The sequence below is a fragment of the Rhodococcus sp. BP-332 genome (assembly GCF_019836065.1).
Classification (GTDB): Bacteria; Actinomycetota; Actinomycetes; order Mycobacteriales; family Mycobacteriaceae; genus Rhodococcoides.
The window spans coordinates 540,360-558,737 of the sequence record NZ_JABUEC010000003.1 but is presented as its reverse complement, the minus strand read 5'-3'; the positions used below and the strand labels follow the sequence as shown (position 1 = coordinate 558,737).

The 18,378-nt window shown below is 68.9% G+C and carries 15 protein-coding genes and 1 riboswitch; of the genes, 11 read left to right on the top strand and 4 right to left on the bottom strand.

Annotation, left to right across the window (positions count from 1 at the left end):
* Window positions 1-10 precede the first annotated feature (10 nt).
* Together yhjD and trpS are read right to left on the bottom strand one after the other, a co-directional pair.
* Entirely contained in the window at window positions 11-1,033 is a 1,023-nt protein-coding gene (yhjD, locus tag HQ314_RS13815; RefSeq protein ID WP_222650343.1) for an inner membrane protein YhjD, read from the bottom strand.
* Between the two features lie 5 nt (window positions 1,034-1,038).
* Complete coding sequence (gene trpS, locus HQ314_RS13810) at window positions 1,039-2,082, bottom strand: tryptophan--tRNA ligase (RefSeq protein WP_056447663.1); 1,044 nt, start codon at window positions 2,080-2,082, stop codon at window positions 1,039-1,041.
* Between the two features lie 87 nt (window positions 2,083-2,169).
* On the opposite strand from trpS, the gene HQ314_RS13805 reads away from it, so the two are divergent.
* The 9 genes from HQ314_RS13805 to araA all read left to right on the top strand — a co-directional run bounded on the left by HQ314_RS13805 (window position 2,170) and on the right by araA (window position 13,140).
* On the top strand, window positions 2,170-3,186 hold the full coding sequence (locus HQ314_RS13805; RefSeq protein ID WP_222650342.1) for an aldose epimerase family protein: 1,017 nt from the start codon (window positions 2,170-2,172) through the stop codon (window positions 3,184-3,186).
* Window positions 3,187-3,378: 192 nt separating this feature from the next.
* A complete protein-coding gene (locus HQ314_RS13800) occupies window positions 3,379-4,368 on the top strand; it encodes an ABC transporter substrate-binding protein (protein WP_056447659.1) in 990 nt (329 codons plus the stop codon).
* A 1-nt stretch (window position 4,369) separates the two neighbouring features.
* The gene (locus tag HQ314_RS13795; protein ID WP_027503748.1) at window positions 4,370-5,995 is read left to right on the top strand and encodes a sugar ABC transporter ATP-binding protein; all 1,626 of its coding nucleotides are present in this window, start codon (window positions 4,370-4,372) and stop codon (window positions 5,993-5,995) included.
* A complete protein-coding gene (locus HQ314_RS13790; RefSeq protein WP_231476089.1) occupies window positions 5,992-7,098 on the top strand; it encodes an ABC transporter permease in 1,107 nt (368 codons plus the stop codon). The genes HQ314_RS13795 and HQ314_RS13790 overlap by 4 nt, the downstream gene beginning before the upstream one ends.
* Complete coding sequence (yjfF, locus tag HQ314_RS13785; RefSeq protein WP_037183810.1) at window positions 7,095-8,138, top strand: galactofuranose ABC transporter, permease protein YjfF; 1,044 nt, start codon at window positions 7,095-7,097, stop codon at window positions 8,136-8,138. The genes HQ314_RS13790 and yjfF overlap by 4 nt, the downstream gene beginning before the upstream one ends.
* Window positions 8,135-9,163, top strand: coding sequence for a LacI family DNA-binding transcriptional regulator (locus HQ314_RS13780; protein WP_027503751.1), 1,029 nt, complete (start codon window positions 8,135-8,137; stop codon window positions 9,161-9,163). The genes yjfF and HQ314_RS13780 overlap by 4 nt, the downstream gene beginning before the upstream one ends.
* Entirely contained in the window at window positions 9,160-10,842 is a 1,683-nt protein-coding gene (gene araB, locus HQ314_RS13775; protein ID WP_222650341.1) for a ribulokinase, read from the top strand. The genes HQ314_RS13780 and araB overlap by 4 nt, the downstream gene beginning before the upstream one ends.
* Window positions 10,839-11,516 carry an L-ribulose-5-phosphate 4-epimerase gene (locus tag HQ314_RS13770; protein WP_222650340.1) on the top strand — a complete coding sequence of 226 codons (678 nt, stop codon included), beginning with the start codon at window positions 10,839-10,841 and terminating at the stop codon, window positions 11,514-11,516. The genes araB and HQ314_RS13770 overlap by 4 nt, the downstream gene beginning before the upstream one ends.
* A gap of 79 nt (window positions 11,517-11,595) precedes the next feature.
* Window positions 11,596-13,140 carry an L-arabinose isomerase gene (gene araA / locus HQ314_RS13765; protein WP_222628131.1) on the top strand — a complete coding sequence of 515 codons (1,545 nt, stop codon included), beginning with the start codon at window positions 11,596-11,598 and terminating at the stop codon, window positions 13,138-13,140.
* A gap of 9 nt (window positions 13,141-13,149) precedes the next feature.
* Here araA and HQ314_RS13760 read toward each other — a convergent pair whose 3' ends face one another.
* Together HQ314_RS13760 and HQ314_RS13755 are read right to left on the bottom strand one after the other, a co-directional pair.
* Window positions 13,150-13,902 (bottom strand): exodeoxyribonuclease III, encoded by a 753-nt coding sequence (locus HQ314_RS13760; RefSeq protein WP_261781721.1) that lies wholly within the window; start codon window positions 13,900-13,902, stop codon window positions 13,150-13,152.
* A 94-nt stretch (window positions 13,903-13,996) separates the two neighbouring features.
* Window positions 13,997-15,148 (bottom strand): MFS transporter, encoded by a 1,152-nt coding sequence (locus tag HQ314_RS13755; protein ID WP_027503756.1) that lies wholly within the window; start codon window positions 15,146-15,148, stop codon window positions 13,997-13,999.
* A gap of 296 nt (window positions 15,149-15,444) precedes the next feature.
* A riboswitch (SAM riboswitch) is annotated at window positions 15,445-15,563 on the top strand.
* Between the two features lie 227 nt (window positions 15,564-15,790).
* Here HQ314_RS13755 and HQ314_RS13750 point away from each other — a divergent pair.
* Both HQ314_RS13750 and HQ314_RS13745 read left to right on the top strand, forming a co-directional pair.
* Window positions 15,791-17,146, top strand: coding sequence for a bifunctional o-acetylhomoserine/o-acetylserine sulfhydrylase (locus HQ314_RS13750; RefSeq protein ID WP_081821014.1), 1,356 nt, complete (start codon window positions 15,791-15,793; stop codon window positions 17,144-17,146).
* A 56-nt stretch (window positions 17,147-17,202) separates the two neighbouring features.
* Window positions 17,203-18,294 (top strand): homoserine O-acetyltransferase, encoded by a 1,092-nt coding sequence (locus tag HQ314_RS13745; RefSeq protein ID WP_222650337.1) that lies wholly within the window; start codon window positions 17,203-17,205, stop codon window positions 18,292-18,294.
* The last annotated feature ends 84 nt before the right edge of the window (window positions 18,295-18,378 follow it).

Genomic DNA, 18,378 nt, shown 5'->3' with positions numbered 1-18,378 from the left:
CACGTCAGCGTCAGCGTCGGCGCCGGCCGCGCCATCCGCCCAGGCCGAGCACGGTGAGCACGCCGGCGCCGACGAGAGCTGCCGCACCGGCGGGTGAGACCCCTTCGCGGACCACCACCTGCGGTGCGATCACCGCACTGTCGGGCACGGCGGGTGCCGCGAGGGACAGGTTCTCCGTGGCCGTCGCCGCCCACGCCGTCGAGAACAAGAGGAAGCGTGACGTCGTGAAGGCGAACACGAGGATGCCGATGATCGGTCCGAACGTGGCACCGGCCGGACCGGACGTGACGCTCTCGAGGTAGACCGCGCCGACCTGCTTGAAGATCTCGAACACCACGGCCGCCAACAGCGCGGCGCGTGCCGCGCTGCGCACGGTCACGGGCTCACGGGGCAGCCGGGCGATGACCCACACGAACAGTGCCCACGTCGCGGCGATCGCCAGGGCGAACGACGCGATCTGCACGGCGACGCCGACACCGGGAACATCGTCCAGATCGACGGCCTTCAGGAGTGCGGGGACCACCGACCCGCTGGCCACCGCCGACAGGCCGAGCGAGATCACCAGGGCCAGACCCAGACCGAGCAGCGCTCCGAGATCCTTGGCCTTGGTGGCCAGGAAGCTGCCCGCCTCGTGCGGCGTCTCCCACATCGCGGTGAGCGCCTCCCGCAGATTGGCCGTCCATCCGAGGCCTGCGTAGAGCGCACCCAGGAGACCGATGATGCCCACGCTGGTGCGCGACTCGATGGCACTCGAGACCAGTTCGTTGATGGTGCCCGCGAAACTCCCGGGAACGTTCTCGGCGATCTGGGACTGCAGTTCCGTCAACAGGTCCGGCCGGGAGGCCAGAACGAAGCCCACCACGGCGAACGCGACCATCAGCAGCGGGAAGAGGGCCAGAACGCTGAAGTAGGTGATACCCGCGGCGTAGTAGTCGCCCTTCTGCTGCTGGTACACCGAGCCGGCCCGCGCGAGGTGATCGAACCACGGCCACCGCCGTCGACGTTCCTCGATGATCGCCGCGAAGTCCGGCATGGCGCTCAGCCTTTCGGTGGAAGGAATCCGACCCGGTCGTACACCTGTGCCAGCGTCCTGGACGCGATCGAGCGTGCGTGCTCGGCCCCGTCCCGAAGAATCCGGTCGAGTTCGGCCGGGTCGTTCATGTACTCCGTGAACGCCGTGCGCACCGGGGCGGAGAACGCCGACACCGCATCCGCGGTGTCGCTCTTGAGATCACCGTATCCCTTTCCGACGTATCCCTCGACGAGCGTCGCGACGGGCGTGCCGGTGAGGGCGGACTGGATGGTGAGCAGATTGCTGACACCGGGCTTCTCCGCCGTGTCGTAGCGGATCTCACGCTCGTTGTCGGTGACCGCCGAGCGAATCTTCTTGGCCGACACGGCGGGGTCGTCCAGGATGTCGATCCGGCCCGACACGCCGGAGCCGGACTTGCTCATCTTCGCCGTCGGCTCCTGCAGGTCGTAGATCTTCGCGATACCGGTGACGATGTGCGCCTCCGGCACGACGAACGTCTTCTTGTAGCGCGAGTTGAAGCGTTGGGCGAGATCGCGGGTCAGCTCGAGGTGCTGGCGCTGGTCCTCCCCCACGGGCACTCGCTGCGGGCGGTAGAGCAGGATGTCCGCGGCCTGCAGCACGGGGTAGGTGAACAGGCCGACACTCGCCTGATCGCTGCCCTGGCGTGCCGACTTGTCCTTGAACTGCGTCATCCGGCCGGCCTCGCCGAATCCGGTGATGCAGTTGAGAACCCATGCGAGTTGGGCGTGTTCGGGTACATGGGACTGCACGAACAGCGTGGAGCGCGCGGGGTCGATGCCGACGGCCAGCAACTGCGCTGCGGCGCGGCGAGTCCGGGCGCGCAACTCCTTCGGATCCTGCGGCACCGTGATGGCGTGCAGGTCCGGAATGAAGTAGAAGGCGTCGTACTCGTCCTGCAGTTCGACCCATTGCCGCACCGCGCCCAGGTAGTTGCCCAGGTGGAAGGAATCCGCCGTGGGCTGGATGCCGGAGAGCACTCGGTGCCGAGGTGCGACTCCTGCGCTGTCGGTCGCGGTGTCGGTCGTCATGATCTACAGATTCAATCACCTCTGGTCGCAGGGTCTGCGCCATGACCGTCGCAGGGTCTGCGCCATGACCGTCGTAGGGTCTGCGCCATGACCACTGACAGGACGTCCGACACCGCCGTGACCATCGGCTCGGCGCCGGGGATCGAGGTGGAGGTGCTGCCGTACGGTGCGACCCTGCTGCGCCTGACCGTCACGGGCGGGGACGGTGTACGCCGCGACGTGTCGGTCGGTGTCGCCGGCGAAGCCGAGTTGCGCGCGGGCACGGACTACCTCGGGGCGACCGTGGGGCGCTACGCCAATCGCATCGCGCACGGGCGATTCGACCTCGACGGTGAGCGGGTGGAGGTGTCGCGCAACGACGGCGACAACCACCTGCACGGCGGAGTCGACGGCTTCGACTCCCGCACCTGGACGGTGGAGCGGGTCACCGCCGACGAGGTGGAACTGTCCCTGGTGAGTCCCGACGGCGACCAGGGCTACCCCGGCGAGGTGCGGGCACGCGCCGTCTACTCGGTCCGGGGAGACACGATGCGCATCGAGTACCTCGCGCAGACCTCACGTACGACAGTGGTGAACCTGACCAGCCATGCGTACATCGATCTCGACGGACACGGTGTCGACGACCTCGAACTGCAGGTGGAGGCGGCCTCGTTCGTGCCCGTGGACTCCGCGGGAATTCCCACGAACGGTGTCGTCCCGGTCGACGGCACGGCACTCGACCTGCGGCTCCCGCGCCGCATCGGCGACGTCGTCCGGTCCGACGATCCTCATGTTGCGGCCACGCGAGGGGTGGACCACAACTTCGTCCTCGACGGACCCGAGGACGGCGGGGAGTTGCGCCGCGCCGCGCGCGTCACGTCGCATCGCAGCGACACGACGCTCGAGGTGTGGACGAATCGGCCCGGGCTGCAGGTCTACACCGGCAACTTCCTCGACGGCAGCACCGTGTCCCGACGCGGTACCGCGCTGCGTCAGGGCGACGGACTCGCGCTCGAGCCCCAGTTCTTCCCCGACAGCCCGAACCGGCCGGCGTTCCCGTCGGCCGTCCTGCGCCCGGGCGAGACGTCTCGCTGCGTGATCGAGTACAGGTTCGCCGCGCGATAGTCGGCCCACCTCCAGCCTTCCCGCGGTGTGGTCGTCCGGCCCTGCCGCCTCACGACCGGCCCATGATGCCACTGATGTGAGCGTTCACATCACGTTTCGGCAATGTTTGCGAACCTCTTGACGCGGAGGAATGTTAACGCTCACACTCTGTGTCACGCGTCACACGGAGTGATGCCTACAGAGGAGACCACGATGACGTCGAAGAGAGTCGTTGCAGCGAGCACGTTCCTGGTGAGCAGTGCGCTGATCCTGAGTGCCTGCGGCGGCGGAGGCGACTCCGCGAGCGGCGGAGGCGGGACCGTCCTGGGGTTCTCGCAGGTCGGAGCCGAAAGCGGCTGGCGCACCGCCAACACCACGTCGATCCAGGGCGCGGCGAGCGAGGCCGGAATCGATCTCAAGTTCTCCGACGCACAGCAGAAGCAGGAGAACCAGATCAAGGCCATCCGCACCTACATTCAGCAGAAGGTGGACGTGATCGCCTTCAGCCCGGTCGTCGAGACGGGCTGGGAGCCGGTGCTGCAGGAAGCGAAGCGCGCGAACATCCCCGTGATCCTCACCGACCGCTCGGTCGACACGACGGACGAGTCGCTGTACGCCACGTTCCTCGGATCCGACTTCGTCGCCGAGGGCGTCAAGGCCGGCGACTGGCTCGTCGAGAACAGCGCGACGTCGGACGTCAACGCCGACGGACGCATCAACGTGGTCGAGCTCGAGGGCACGACGGGTGCCGCACCGGCCATCGATCGCGCCGAGGGCTTCCGCGAGGCCATCGCCGCACAACCGACCATCGCCATCTCCAAGTCCCAGACCGGTGACTTCACCCGCGACGGCGGCAAGCAGGTCATGGAGTCGTTCCTGAACTCCGACAAGGCCATCGACGTGGTCTACGCCCACAACGACGACATGGGCCTCGGCGCCATCGAGGCCATCGAGGCGGCCGGCCTCGTCCCCGGCAAGGACATCAAGATCATCACCGTCGACGCGGTCAAGGACGGCATGCAGGCGCTGGCCGACGGCAAGATCGACTACATCGTCGAGTGCAACCCGCTGCTCGGACCGCAACTGATGGACCTGACGAAGAAGGTCGTCGCCGGCGAAGAGGTACCCAAGCGCGTGGTCACCGAGGAGACCACGTTCACCCGCGAGCAGGCCGCCTCCGTGCTCGCCGACCGCCAGTACTGACATGAGCACCGAGATGATCGTCCCCCCGCCGACCACGACGGCGACGGAACCGATCGTGGAGATGACGGACATCTCCATCACCTTCGGCGCCGTCCGTGCCCTCGACGGCGTCTCCCTGCGGCTCTACCCGGGCGAGGTCCACTCGCTGATGGGCGAGAACGGTGCCGGCAAGTCGACGTTGATCAAGGCGCTCACCGGCGTCTACCCGATCGACAGCGGCACCGTCACCGTCGACGGGACCGTGCACGAGTTCGCGAGTCCGGCGGCCGCTCAGGCCGCCGGCATCAGCACGGTGTACCAGGAGGTCAACCTCCTGCCCAACCTCACCGTGGCCGAGAACATGCTGCTCGGGCGCGAGCCGCGGCGGCTCGACCGACTGCTCGGCGGCACCGGCGGCGCGGTGCGCACCGTTCTCGACGCCGTGGGCGGTATCGACACCCGGGCGATGAACCGCCGCGCACGTGCGACGCTCGATCGACTGGGCCTCGCGGTCGATCCCGCGTCGGTGCTCGGCGATCACCCCATCGCCGTGCAGCAGCTGATCGCGATCGCTCGTGCGGTGGACGTCGACGCCCGCGTGCTCATCCTCGACGAGCCCACCTCCAGCCTCGACAAGGACGAGGTGGAGACCCTGTACGGGGTCATCGAGCGGCTGCGGGACGCGGGTACGGCCGTCGTCTTCGTCTCCCACTTCCTCGACCAGGTCTATCGCATCTCGGATCGCATGACGATCCTGCGCAACGGACGCCTGGTGGAGGAGCGGTCGGTGGCGGACACCCCGCAACTGACCCTGGTGGAACTGATGATCGGCCGGGAGCTCGACACCCTGCGCGAGTTGGACGACCGCGAGCCCACGGTGGTCGATCCCACCACCGAACCCGTCATGGAGGTGCTCGGCCTCGGCCGCAAGGGCGCCCTCGAGGCTACGGATCTCCGGCTGTACGCCGGGCAGGTCGTCGGCGTCGCGGGGCTGCTGGGATCGGGCCGCACCGAACTGGCGAGGTTGCTCGGCGGGGCGGACCGCGCAGATTCCGGCACCATCGAGATCCACTCCACCCGTCGACGTTTCCGCACACCACGCAACGCGGTCGATCGACGGGTCGCGCTCACCAGCGAGGACCGCAAGGCGGACGGCGTCGTGGGCGACCTGACGGTGGCCGACAACATGATGCTCGCGCTCCAGGCCACTCGTGGGTGGATGCGCCCGATCCCCCGCGCCACCCGCACCGCCCTGGTGGAGAAGTACATCACTGCACTCGACATCCGCCCCGCGGACCCGAACGCGTTGATGCGCAACCTCTCCGGCGGCAACCAACAGAAAGTGCTGCTCGCGCGCTGGCTCGTCACGGAACCGGAGATCCTGATCCTGGACGAGCCCACCCGCGGAATCGACATCGGCGCCAAGGCGCAGATCCAGGCTCTCGTGGCCGATCTCGCCGAACGCGGGATGTCGGTCGTGTTCATCTCGGCCGAGCTCGAGGAGATCCTGCGCCTCAGCGACCGCGTCGTCGTGATGCGCGATCACCACCTGATCGACGAGCGCGTCAACCGAGGAGTCTCCGTCGACGACGTCCTCGCGACCATCGCGGCGGGAACCCGCGCAGACGACAGGAGTTCCGAGGCATGACCGACACTCTGGGAGTACGACCGACGTCGACTCCCCCGCCACGGCCGGCGTCCGACGCCCCGGCCGGTCGCCGGACCCCGGGATGGATGTCGCACCCGGTCGTCTGGCCGCTGCTCGCCCTGATCGCGCTGATCGTCGTCAACGTCGTCGCGACACCGGACTTCCTCGACATCAGGATCGAGAACGGTGGCCTGTTCGGCAACGTCGTCGACATCGCGCGGAACTCCGCACCGCTCATCCTCGTCGCGGTGGGCATGACGCTCGTGGTCGCGACCCGCGGCATCGACCTGTCGGTCGGCGCCGTCGCCGTCATCGCGGCGGCCGTGGCCTGCACCCGTATCGCGGCCGCCCCGGACGAGGGCGCCGTCACCACCGTCGTCATGGCCGTCGTGTGGGCACTGGGAGCCAGTGTGCTGCTGGGCCTGTGGAACGGACTGCTGGTGTCGGTGTTCGGGATTCAGCCGATCATCGCGACCCTGGTCCTCATGGTGGCCGGCCGCGGCCTGGCCATGCTCATCACGGACGGTCAGATCACCACCGTGCAGGACGGGGCCTTCAGCTCGCTCGCCTCGGGGATCGTTTTCGGACTCCCCGTGGCACTGCTGATCGCGCTCGCCGTCGTCGTGGTGACCGCCCTGCTGACCCGCCGTACCGCCCTCGGCATGCTCGTCGAAGCGGTCGGCATCAATCCCGAGGCCAGTCGCCTCGCGGGAGTGAGCGCCCGCACGATCGTGTGGACCGTCTACGTCTTCGCGGCGACATGCTCCGGCATCGCCGGTCTCATCATCGCCGCCAACACCAACTCGGTGAACGCCAACAGCCTCGGTCTGTGGATCGAGCTCGACGCGATCCTCGCCGTGGTGATCGGCGGCACGGCACTCACGGGCGGACGCTTCTCGCTCGCCGGCACCGTGGTCGGTGCGCTGCTCATCGGCACCCTGACCCGCACCATCCCGAATCTCGGCATCCCCTCCGAGGCCAACTACCTCTTCAAGGCTCTGGTCGTCATCGTCGTCTGCCTCCTGCAGTCACCGCGTGCCCGAGCGTCACTGCTGGGCCTTCGACACAGGAGACCGACGACTCGAAAGGCGGCCCGGTCATGACCGATCTGCTGACACGCCCCCCGGCCACCTCCACTGCGCCGTCCCGCTGGGACCGCATCCGGCGCTATTCGCCGCCGAGCAGGTTCCTGCCGGTCATCGCCACCTTCGCGTTGCTCGTCGGCCTGTTCGGCGTCGGCGAGATGCGCTACCCCGGCTTCGCCGACCCGCAGCTGTTCCTCTCCCTGTTCGTCGACAACGCGTTCCTGATCGTCCTCGCTGTGGGCATGACCTTCGTCATCCTGACCGGCGGTATCGATCTCTCGGTCGGCTCCGTCGTGGCGCTGTCGACCATGATCGCGGCGCGCACACTGCAACTCGGCTGGTCCCCCGTCCTCGTCATCGCCGCCGTGCTGCTGTGCGGCACGCTGCTCGGCACCACGATGGGCGTATTGGTGCACTACCTCCAGATCCAGCCGTTCGTCGCCACGCTCGCCGGCATGTTCCTCGCCCGTGGTCTCTGCTACATGATCGGCGTCGAGTCCATCCCCATCACCGACGAGACGTTCAGCTCCATCGCGTTCGCCGTGATCGAGCTCCCGGGCGGCTACACCATCACGTGGAGCGTCGTCATCGCACTCGTGACCGTCGCGGTGGCGGCCTACGTCCTCGCATGCACCCGTTTCGGCCGGTCGGTCTACGGCATCGGCGGCAACGAGGCGTCGGCCGTGCTGATGGGACTGCGTGTGGCGGCGGTGAAGGTGGGTGTCTACTCGATCAGCGGTTTCTGCGCCGCGCTCGGCGGACTCCTGTTCGCGTTCTACGCCCTGTCGGGTTACAGCCTGCACGCGGTCGGCATGGAGCTCGACGCGATCGCCGCCGTCGTCATCGGTGGGACGCTGCTCACGGGTGGCCGAGGCTACGTTCTCGGCTCGGTCGTCGGTGTCCTCATCCTCGGTGCCATCCAGACGTTCATCGCGTTCGACGGGACCCTGAGTTCGTGGTGGACCCGGATCACGGTCGGAACACTGCTGCTCGTCTTCGTCGTCGCTCAGCGTCTGACCACGGTGCCGCGGGCCCGCTTCCGTCCGAGGCGAGCATGACCACCACGACCGGCACGGACGGTCGACCTCCCGTCATGGCCGACGTCGCCCGGCTCGCCGGCGTGTCCCATCAGACGGTCTCCCGAGTCATCAACGGACAGAACAACCTTCGCCCGGAGACTCGGGAACGGGTCCAGCGTGCCATCGACCAGCTCGGGTACCGGCCCAACCGGGCCGCCCGCGCCCTGGTGACGAAGCGGTCGGCCACCATCGGCATCATCGGCTCCAAGCTCGGATTCTGGGGCCCGAGCACCACCCACCGCACCGTCCAGAGCGCCGCCCGCGAGGCCGGTTTCTCGGTCAGCGCGGTCAGTCTCACGACCCTCTCGCGCGACGAGCTCGTCGACGCGATGCACCACCTGCACGACCAGGGCGTCGAGGGCATCGTCCTCATCGCCGCGACCGACGACGCGGTGGCCGCGGCGCGCTCCGAGGAGGCGGTGGTGCCCGTCGTCGTCGTGGAGGGCGATCCGCTGACCTCGCGCTGGACGGTCGGCATCGACCAGGTCGGCGGCGCCCGCCTCGCCACCCGTCACCTCGTCGATTCCGGACATCGACGCATCGCCCACCTCGCGGGTCCGCTGGGTTGGGCCGAGGCTCGCGCGCGCGAACAGGGGTGGCGGGAGGTCCTCGACGAGGCGGGCCTGCCGTGGACCCCTCCGCTCCGTGGTGACTGGTCCGCGCGCAGTGGGTTCGAGCGCGGCTCCCGGTTGGCGGCCGATCCCGACGTCACGGCGGTGTTCTGCGCCAACGATCAGATGGCGCTGGGCCTGCTGCGTGCGTTCCACGAGCACGGCCGTCGGGTGCCGGAGGACGTGAGCGTCGTGGGCTTCGACGACATCCCCGAAGCCGCCTATCTCATCCCTCCGCTGACGACGATCCGACAGAATTTCACCGAGGTGGGCCGACGCGCCATCGAGATCCTGCGAGCGGCGATCGACGGGACCGGCGGTCCCGAGACGCAGATCGCTCCGGAACTCGTCGTGCGCGCGAGCACCACCCGAGCCACAGGAGAACAGCCATGACGACGCCCGATCACGAGACCTACACCATCGGAGTCGATTTCGGCACGCTGTCCGGACGGGCCGTCGTCGTGCGGGTCTCCGACGGTGCCGAGCTGGGTACGGCCGTGCACGAGTACCGACACGGAGTCCTGGAGTCGACGCTGCCCGGCGGCTCCGTGCGACTCGGCGACGCCTGGGCCCTCCAGGTTCCCGACGACTACCGCGACGTGCTCCGCACCGCCGTTCCCGCAGCCCTGCGCGATGCCGGTGTCCCGCCCGACCGGGTGGTCGGCATCGGGACCGACTTCACGGCGTGCACGATGGTGCCCACACTCGCCGACGGCACCCCGCTCGACGAGGTCGCGCAGTTCGCCGATCGGCCGCACGCCTACGTGAAGCTGTGGAAACACCATGCGGCACAGGGCCAGGCCGATCGCATCAACGCCCTCGCCGCGGAGCGCGGCGAGACGTGGCTCCCCCGCTACGGCGGACTGATCTCGTCCGAGTGGGAGTTCGCCAAGGCGTTGCAGATCCACGAGGAGGACCCCGAGGTCTACGACGCCATGGAGCGGTGGGTCGAGGCGGCGGACTGGATCGTCTGGCAGCTGTGCGGACGCTACGTCCGCAACGCCTGCACGGCCGGCTACAAGGGCATTCTCCAGGACGGCGAGTACCCGTCGGCCGAGTTCCTCACCGCCCTGGCACCCGGGTTCGCCGCGTTCGTCACCGACAAGCTCGACCAGCCGATCGGCGAACTGGGTTCTCGTGCAGGGTCTCTGACCGCCGAGGCCGCCGCGTGGACCGGACTGCCCCAGGGAATCGCCGTGGCCGTCGGCAACGTCGACGCGCACGTCACGGCGCCGGCGGCCCGCGCCGTGGAACCCGGGCGCATGGTGGCGATCATGGGCACCTCCACCTGTCACGTCATGAGCGCCGACGTACTGCGGGAGGTTCCGGGGATGTGCGGCGTCGTCGACGGCGGCATCGTCGCGGGGTCCTACGGGTACGAGGCCGGGCAGTCCGGAGTCGGCGACATCTTCGGATGGTTCACGCGCACCGGGGTTCCTGCCGACTACCGCGACGCCGCCGCCGAGGCCGGCGAGTCGGTCCACGAGTACCTGACCCGGCTGGCGTCCGAGCAGGAGGTCGGCGAACACGGGTTGGTGGCCCTCGACTGGCACAGCGGCAACCGATCCGTCCTGGTCGACCACCGTCTGTCGGGACTGTTGCTGGGTACGACTCTCGCCACCAGGCCCGAGGACATCTATCGGGCACTGCTCGAGGCCACGGCCTTCGGCACGCGGGTCATCGTCGAGACCTTCCGCGCCAGCGGTGTTCCGGTCGAGGAGTTCGTCGTCGCCGGCGGACTGGCGAAGAACCCACTGCTGATGCAGATCTACGCCGACGTGCTGCGCATGCCGCTCTCGGTCATCGGGTCCGAGCAGGGTCCGGCGCTGGGATCGGCGATCCACGCGGCAGTCGCGGCTGGCTGCTACGCCGACGTGCCCGTGGCCTCGAAGGCGATGGGCCGCGTGCACCGCGGCGCGTACCAACCCGACGAGGGCCGGTCGCAGGCCTACGACGCTCTGTTCCGCATCTACTCCGATCTTCACGACCACTTCGGACGTCAGGTGTCCACCATGCGCGACCTGCGGGCCCTCCGCGGCGACGTGCTCGACCGGAAGGCGGTTCGACGATGACCGTTCTCGACAGCGCTCGCGGCACCGTGGAGGGGGTCCGCGCCGAGGTGTGCGCGCTGCACGCCGAACTGGTGCGGTACGGACTGGTGGTGTGGACCGCCGGCAACGTGTCCGCTCGGGTCCCCGGCCACGACCTCTTCGTGATCAAGCCGAGCGGCGTCTCCTACGACGACCTCACCCCCGAGAACATGGTGCTGTGCGATCTGCACGGCACCGTGGTCGAGGGCGATCATGCCCCGTCCTCCGACACCGCGGCCCAGGCCTACGTCTACCGCCACCTCGATCACGTCGGCGCCGTGGTGCACACCCACTCCCCCTACGCGGTGGCGTGGGCCGCCCGCGGCGAGCCGATCCCGGTGGTCACCACGATGTGCGCCGACGAGTTCGGCGGCGACATCCCCGTCGGACCGTTCGCCGCGATCGGTGACGACTCGATCGGACGCGGCATCGTCGACACGCTGCGTGGCAGCAGGTCGCCCGCCGTGCTGATGCAGAACCACGGCGTCTTCGCGGTGGGCCCGACGGCGCGGTCCGCTGTCAAGGCAGCGGTGATGTGCGAGGACGTCGCACGGTCGGTGCATCTCGCACACCAGCTCGGCCGGCCGCTGCCCATCCCGCCGGACGCCGTCGACGCGCTGCACGACCGCTACCAGAACGTGTACGGCCAACGCTGAACCGCCGCAGCACCACTCGCTCCGCACCCGTCTTCACCCGCACTCGTTCCACCGCCTCTGCGGTGACCAGGAGGTTCCCATGTCCGTCGTCGAAACCAGGTCCGCCCCGTCCCCCTCGCCCGCACCGTCCGGTGTCGCCCGACCCGAGGTCTGGTTCCTCACGGGCAGCCAGAGTCTGTACGGTCCCGAGACTCTCGAGCAGGTGGCGGTGCAGTCCCGCACGATCGCCGAGAAACTCGACGACGCACTGGGTGTGACGGTGGTCTGGAAGCCGGTGCTCCTCGACGCGTCGTCCATCCTGAACCGGATGCGCGAGGCCAACACGACCGACGACTGCATCGGGGTGATCACCTGGATGCACACCTTCTCCCCCGCCAAGATGTGGATCGCCGGCCTCGACGCCCTCGACGTGCCTCTCCTGCATCTGCACACGCAGGCCGGGATGTCGCTGCCGTGGTCGACCATCGACATGGAGTTCATGAACCTCAACCAGGCCGCGCACGGCGACCGGGAGTTCGGTCACATCCAGTCCCGCGTCGGTGTGCTGCGGACCACCGTCGCCGGACACGTCGACGATCCCGCCGTCGTCCGGCGCGTCGAACAGTGGACGTGTGCGGCGCGCGGTCGTGCCGACATGCGGTCGCTCCGGCTGGCGCGCTTCGGCGACAACATGCGCGACGTGGCCGTCACCGAGGGCGACAAGGTGGAGGCTCAGCTGCGGTTCGGCGTCTCGGTGAACACCTACGGTGTCAACGATCTCGTCGAGGTCGTCTCCGCGGTGGACGAGGCCGCGGTGTCCGCCCTGGTCGACGAGTACGTCGAGACCTACGACGTCGCGTCCGCGTTGCGGCCGGGCGGCGATCGACACGAGTCGCTGCGCTACGGCGCACGGGTCGAGGCGGGAATGCGACAGTTCCTGACCGAGGGCGGATTCGGCGCCTTCACCACGAACTTCGAGGACCTCGGCGGCCTGCGTCAGCTCCCCGGACTCGCGGTCCAGAGGCTGATGGCCGACGGGTGGGGCTTCGGCGGCGAGGGCGACTGGAAGACCTCGATGTTGTTGCGCGCCATGAAGACCATGGCCATCGGGCAGCCCGGCGGCACGTCGTTCATGGAGGACTACACGTACCACCTCGTGCCCGGCGAGGAGAAGATCCTGGGGGCACACATGCTCGAGGTGTGCCCGTCCATCACCACGGCGACCCCGACTCTCGAGATCCATCCGTTGTCGATCGGCGGGCGCGAGGATCCCGTACGACTGCGCTTCACGGCGGATCCCGGCGCCGGCATCGTCGTGGGCATCTCCGACGTCGGCGAACGGTTCCGCCTCACCGCCAACGTCATCGAGGTCGTCGAGCCGGACGAGGCGCTGCCCTCCCTGCCGGTGGCCTGCGCCGTGTGGAAACCGCAGCCCTCGCTGTCGGTGTCCGCGGAGTCGTGGCTCACAGCCGGCGCACCGCATCACACGGTGCTGAGCACCGCGCTCGATCTGCCGGTACTGGAAGCGTTCTCGGACATGATCGCGGTGGAGTTGCTCACGATCGAGGAGGGCACCACCACACGAGACTTCCAGCGCACGTTGCGCTGGAACGCGGCGTACCACCGACTGGCCGCCGCGTTGTGAGCCGACCGGTCAGCGGTAGACGACGGTGACCGGTGCGTGGTCGGACCACCGCTGGTCGTAGGTGTCGGCCCGCTCGACCACGGCGTCTTTCGCGCGGTCCGCGAAGTCCCGGGTGGCCATCTGGTAGTCGATGCGCCACCCGGCGTCGTTGTCGAAGGCCTTACCGCGGTACGACCACCAGCTGTAGGGCCCGTCGACGTCCGGGTGGAGCGCTCGCATCACGTCGACCCATGCTCCCGACTCACCGACGAGAGCGTCGAGCCAGGCGCGCTCGCTCGCCAGGAAGCCGGACTTGGTGCGGTTGCCCTTCCAGTTCTTCAGATCCCGTTCGGTGTGCGCGATGTTCCAGTCGCCGCAGACCACGTGATGCTCGCCCGAGGACGCGAGCGCCGCGAGACGGTGCTCGAACGCGGCCATGAACCGTTCCTTGGAGTCCTGCTTCTCGGTGCCCACCTCACCGGACGGCAGGTAGAGACTGGCGACGGTGACGGCCGGATCTGCTCCGACTGCCGGGAAGCAGGCCTCGATCCAGCGCCCCGCGTCGTCGAACTCGGCGCTCCCGAACCCGACGACGGCACTGTCCGCAGGAACCCGCGACAGGATGGCGACACCGTTGCGGCCCTTCGCGGACGGCTCGGCGGACACGAGATGCCAGCCCTCGCCCAGCGCGGGAGCGAGGCATGCGAGCAGCTCCTCGTCCGTCGCCCGCGTCTCCTGCAGGCAGACGATGTCCGCCGCGGACTGCTCGAGCCACTCGAGCATGCCCTTGCGCACCGCGGCGCGCACTCCGTTGACGTTGACCGACGTGATGGTGTGAGACACCGCAGCACCGTATCCGACAGGGCGGACAGGACCGTCAGGCGGCGAGACGAGCGTCGGTGCGACGCTGCATCGCCACCGACGTGGCCAGAACGGCGATGCCGGCGATCGCGAGACCGGCACCCACCACGGCCGGCGCCGTGTAGCCGAAGCCCGCGGCGATGACGGCGCCGCCGAGGGCGGCCCCCAGCGCGTTCGCGAAGTTGAACGCCGCGTGGTTGAGCGAGGCGGCGAGGGTCTGCGCATCGGCGGCGACGTCCATCAGTCGCGTCTGCAGTCCGGGCACGATGGCGGATCCCGATGCGGCGATGAGGAACACGACGATCAGAGCGGTCACCGGGTTGTGCGCCGCGGCGACGAACACCGCCAGGCTCACCGCGACGGACGTCATCGCCAGGAAGAGCCCGGGGACGAGCATGCGGTCCGCGATCCATCCGCCGGCCATGTTGCCGACCACCATGCCGAGGCCGTAGATCATCAGCGCCAGGGGCACCGCGGCCTTGGACAGACCGGCCACGTCCGTCAGAGTCGTGGCGATGTAGGTGTACACGGCGAACATGCCGCCGAAGCCCACCATGCCCACGAAGAGGGTCATCCACACCTGCGTGCGCCGGAAGGCGCCCAGCTCGGTCCGCGGGTTCGTGGTGGGCATCGAGTCCAGTCGCGGCAGCCACACCGCGAGGGCGGTGACGGTGAGGGCACCGATGACGGCGACGATGCCGAACGCGCTGCGCCAGCCGAACGCCTGGCCGATCCACGTGGCCGCCGGCACACCGACGACATTGGCGACGGACAGTCCCATCATCACCATGGCCACCGACTTGGCACGCGCACCGGGATCGGCGAGGTGGGCGGCCACCAGCGCTGCCACACCGAAGTACGCGCCGTGCGGCAGTCCGGCGACGAAGCGGGAGGCCATCAGCTCGTGGAAGCTGGGCGCGAACACCGTGCCCAGGTTGCCGAGAGTGAACGCCACCATGAGGGCGAGAAGCAACGTCCGCCGCGGTACCCGCGCCGCGAGCGCGGCGATGACGGGCGCACCCACCACGACACCGACGGCGTAGGCGGAGATGAGGTGGCCGGCGCTGGGCTCGGACACCCCCATCGTGGTCGCCATCTCCGGGAGCAGGCCCATCGAGACGAACTCCGTGGTGCCGATGCCGAAACCGCCGAGCGCGAGCGCCAGCATCGCGACGCGTCGGCGGCGCACCCGCAGCCGATCCGCCGCGGGGTCCGCGGCAGCAGCGGGAAGGACGTCGAACGCGACGGAGGGGGGTGTCACGAGCTCACTTTCTGGTCTGCGCCCGTCGTCGATCGTTCATGATCGATTCAGAAGCGCTCGGGTGGTCAACGACGACGGGCGCCCCGAGAGGCGCCCGATCACCTGACCAGTCTGACCGTCGGCAGGATCATTCGCCAATCGAACGATCGTGAGTTCGGCCACCCTCGTGCCGTCGACACCCGACCCGCTACCATTCCCGCCAAGGTCATGAGTGCCAGCATCGAGCCCCGGCTTGCTGGCCGGCAACCCTCCAACCGCGGTGGGGTGCCCCGGGTGATGACCGGGTTACTCGGCCCGAACGGGCCGAGAGCAAGCGCGGGCCCGTCTCCTCGGGCCCACCGACCGACGATCTCGGAGGTACCCATGTTCTCCCACCGACTGTGTTGTAGCCGGCGATAGGCCCCGACCCTTCTCTCCACGAAGATCGGCTCGCCTACTGCGCTCTGCACACGGTGAGGTGCCTCTCGTGCTGCGGGCGTGGCGGCTGCCGACGTGGATCCCACTCGAGCACTCCACTCGAGCACCACCCCCACGAGGAGCACGACACCCATGACCGATCACACTTCCGACACCGGTGCCACCGAGGGCGACGTCGTCGACGCAGCCGGAGCACCCGTCGAGGATCCGGCACTGAACTGGAGCTTCGAGACGCGGCAGGTGCACGTCGGACAGGTTCCCGACGTCACCACCCACGCGCGCGCCCTGCCGATCTACCAGACGACGTCCTACACGTTCGACAACACCGACCACGCCGCCGCGCTGTTCGGGCTCGCCGAGCCGGGCAACATCTACACCCGCATCATGAACCCGACGCAGGACGTCGTCGAGCAGCGCATCGCCTCGCTCGAGGGCGGCGTCGCCGCACTGCTCGTCTCGTCCGGCCAGGCCGCCGAGACGCTGGCGATCCTGAACATCGCCGAGACCGGCGACCACGTCGTCTCCAGCCCCCGTCTGTACGGCGGCACGTACAACCTCTTCCACTACACGCTGCCCAAGCTGGGCATCACCGTGTCCTTCGTCGACGATCCGGACGACCTCGACCAGTGGGAGAAGGCCGTCCGCCCCGAGACCAAGGCGTTCTACGGCGAGACCATCTCCAACCCGAAGAACGACATCTTCGACATCCGCGGAGTGTCCGACGTGGCACACCGCCACGGCATCCCGTTGATCGTCGACAACACCGTGGCGACGCCGTATCTGATCCAGCCGCTGAAGCACGGTGCGGACATCGTGGTGCACTCGGCCACCAAGTACCTCGGCGGCCACGGCACCGCGATCGCCGGCGTCATCGTCGACGGCGGTGGCTTCGACTGGACACAGGGTCGCTTCACCAACTTCACCACCCCCGATCCCAGCTACCACGGTGTGGTGTTCGCCGATCTCGGCGCTCCGGCCTTCGCACTCAAGGCCCGCGTGCAACTGCTGCGCGACATCGGCGCGGCGGTCTCCCCGTTCAACGCGTTCCTCATCGGCCAGGGCATCGAGACACTGTCCCTGCGCCTCGAGCGACACGTGCAGAACGCGACGGCGGTCGCACAGTTCCTCGAGCAGCGCGAGGAGGTGACGAGCGTGAACTACGCCGGGTTGCCGTCCTCCCCGTGGTACGAGCGCGGACAGGAACTCGCCCCGCGCGGAGCGGGTGCCATCGTGGCGTTCGAACTCGCGGGCGGTGTCGACGCGGGCAAGCGTTTCGTGGATGCGCTGGAGCTGCACAGCCATGTCGCTAATATCGGAGACGTGCGTTCACTGGTGATCCATCCCGCGTCGACGACGCACTCGCAGTTGACGCCCGAGGAGCAGCTGGCCTCCGGAGTCACTCCGGGTCTGGTGCGACTCGCAGTCGGTATCGAGGGAATCGACGACATTCTGGCCGATCTGGAGAAGGGTTTCCGGGCCGCATCTTGACACTCGATCTCCACTCGCCTGCCCGTCCGTCGGCATTTCCGCCGGCGGACGGGCAGGTGGGCACCGTGCACATCGGCGACGTTCCCCTCGAGAGCGGACGCGTGGTTCCCGACGCGACGGTCGCCGTGCAGCGGTGGGGCGAGGTCTCGCCCGCGCGGGACAACGTCGTTCTCGTCCAGCACGCGCTCACCGGGGACTCGCACGTCACCGGACCGGCCGGACCGGATCACCCGTCGCCCGGGTGGTGGACCGGCATGGTGGGTCCCGGCGCACCCCTCGACACCGATCGCTGGTGCGTGGTGGCGACGAACGTGCTCGGCGGGTGCCGAGGTACCACGGGTCCCGCGTCGCTCGATCCGGACGGTGTCGCGTGGGGATCCCGATTCCCGGCCATCTCCATCCGCGACCAGGTGGCGGCGGAGCGCATGGTCGCCGACGCCCTCGGCATCGACCGCTTCGCGGCGGTCGTCGGCGGCTCCATGGGCGGTATGCGCACTCTCGAGTGGCTGGTCTCCTACCCGGACCGTGTCGCCTCGGCACTGGTGCTCGCCGTCGGTGCGCGCGCGTCCGCGGACCAGATCGGCACCCAGACCACGCAGATCGCCGCCATCACCGCCGACCCCGACTGGCAGGGCGGTGACTATCACGCCTCCGGTCGCGCTCCGCGTGCCGGACTCGCCGTCGCTCGGCGCATCGCGCACCTCACCTACCGCACCGAGCACGAACTCGACGCCCGGTTCGGCAACGAGCCCCAGATCGGCGAGGACCCGCTGAACGGCGGGCGCTACGCGATCGCGAGCTACCTCGAGCATCAGGCGACCAAGCTCGTCGACCGCTTCGACGCCGGGACCTACGTGCTGCTGTCGGAGGCCATGAACCGGCACGACGTGGGCCGCGGGCGAGGCGGGCTCGAGGCGGCCCTGGGGTCGGTCCGCACGCCCACCATCGTGGGCGGCGTCGACTCCGACCGGCTGTACCCCCTGCGGCAGCAGCAGGAGATCGCCGATCTGATCCCCGGGTGCGACGGGTTGCGCATCATCTCCTCGCGCGACGGCCACGACGGCTTCCTCACCGAACCCGACGCGGTGTCCACGATGCTCGTGGCCACCATGGCGTTGGCCTCCGACGCGCTCGCGGCGGAGGACTGACCCTCACGCTCCCCTGAGCTTGGCAACTCTCACAAAGAAACTTGGAGTCCTCGAGGACGAGGGAAATCAAGTTTCTGGTTTGTT

Coding starts and splice junctions, on each gene's coding strand:
- trpS (WP_056447663.1), bottom strand. CDS start 2,082: ATGACGACCGACACCGCGACCGACAGCGCAGGAGTCGCACCTCGGCAC.
- yjfF (WP_037183810.1), top strand. CDS start 7,095: ATGACCGATCTGCTGACACGCCCCCCGGCCACCTCCACTGCGCCGTCC.
- HQ314_RS13750 (WP_081821014.1), top strand. CDS start 15,791: ATGACCGATCACACTTCCGACACCGGTGCCACCGAGGGCGACGTCGTC.
- HQ314_RS13760 (WP_261781721.1), bottom strand. CDS start 13,902: ATGCTCGAGTGGCTCGAGCAGTCCGCGGCGGACATCGTCTGCCTGCAG.
- HQ314_RS13790 (WP_231476089.1), top strand. CDS start 5,992: ATGACCGACACTCTGGGAGTACGACCGACGTCGACTCCCCCGCCACGG.
- araB (WP_222650341.1), top strand. CDS start 9,160: ATGACGACGCCCGATCACGAGACCTACACCATCGGAGTCGATTTCGGC.
- HQ314_RS13800 (WP_056447659.1), top strand. CDS start 3,379: ATGACGTCGAAGAGAGTCGTTGCAGCGAGCACGTTCCTGGTGAGCAGT.
- HQ314_RS13770 (WP_222650340.1), top strand. CDS start 10,839: ATGACCGTTCTCGACAGCGCTCGCGGCACCGTGGAGGGGGTCCGCGCC.
- HQ314_RS13805 (WP_222650342.1), top strand. CDS start 2,170: ATGACCACTGACAGGACGTCCGACACCGCCGTGACCATCGGCTCGGCG.
- yhjD (WP_222650343.1), bottom strand. CDS start 1,033: ATGCCGGACTTCGCGGCGATCATCGAGGAACGTCGACGGCGGTGGCCG.
- araA (WP_222628131.1), top strand. CDS start 11,596: ATGTCCGTCGTCGAAACCAGGTCCGCCCCGTCCCCCTCGCCCGCACCG.
- HQ314_RS13795 (WP_027503748.1), top strand. CDS start 4,370: ATGAGCACCGAGATGATCGTCCCCCCGCCGACCACGACGGCGACGGAA.
- HQ314_RS13755 (WP_027503756.1), bottom strand. CDS start 15,148: ATGCTGGCGCTCGCGCTCGGCGGTTTCGGCATCGGCACCACGGAGTTC.
- HQ314_RS13780 (WP_027503751.1), top strand. CDS start 8,135: ATGACCACCACGACCGGCACGGACGGTCGACCTCCCGTCATGGCCGAC.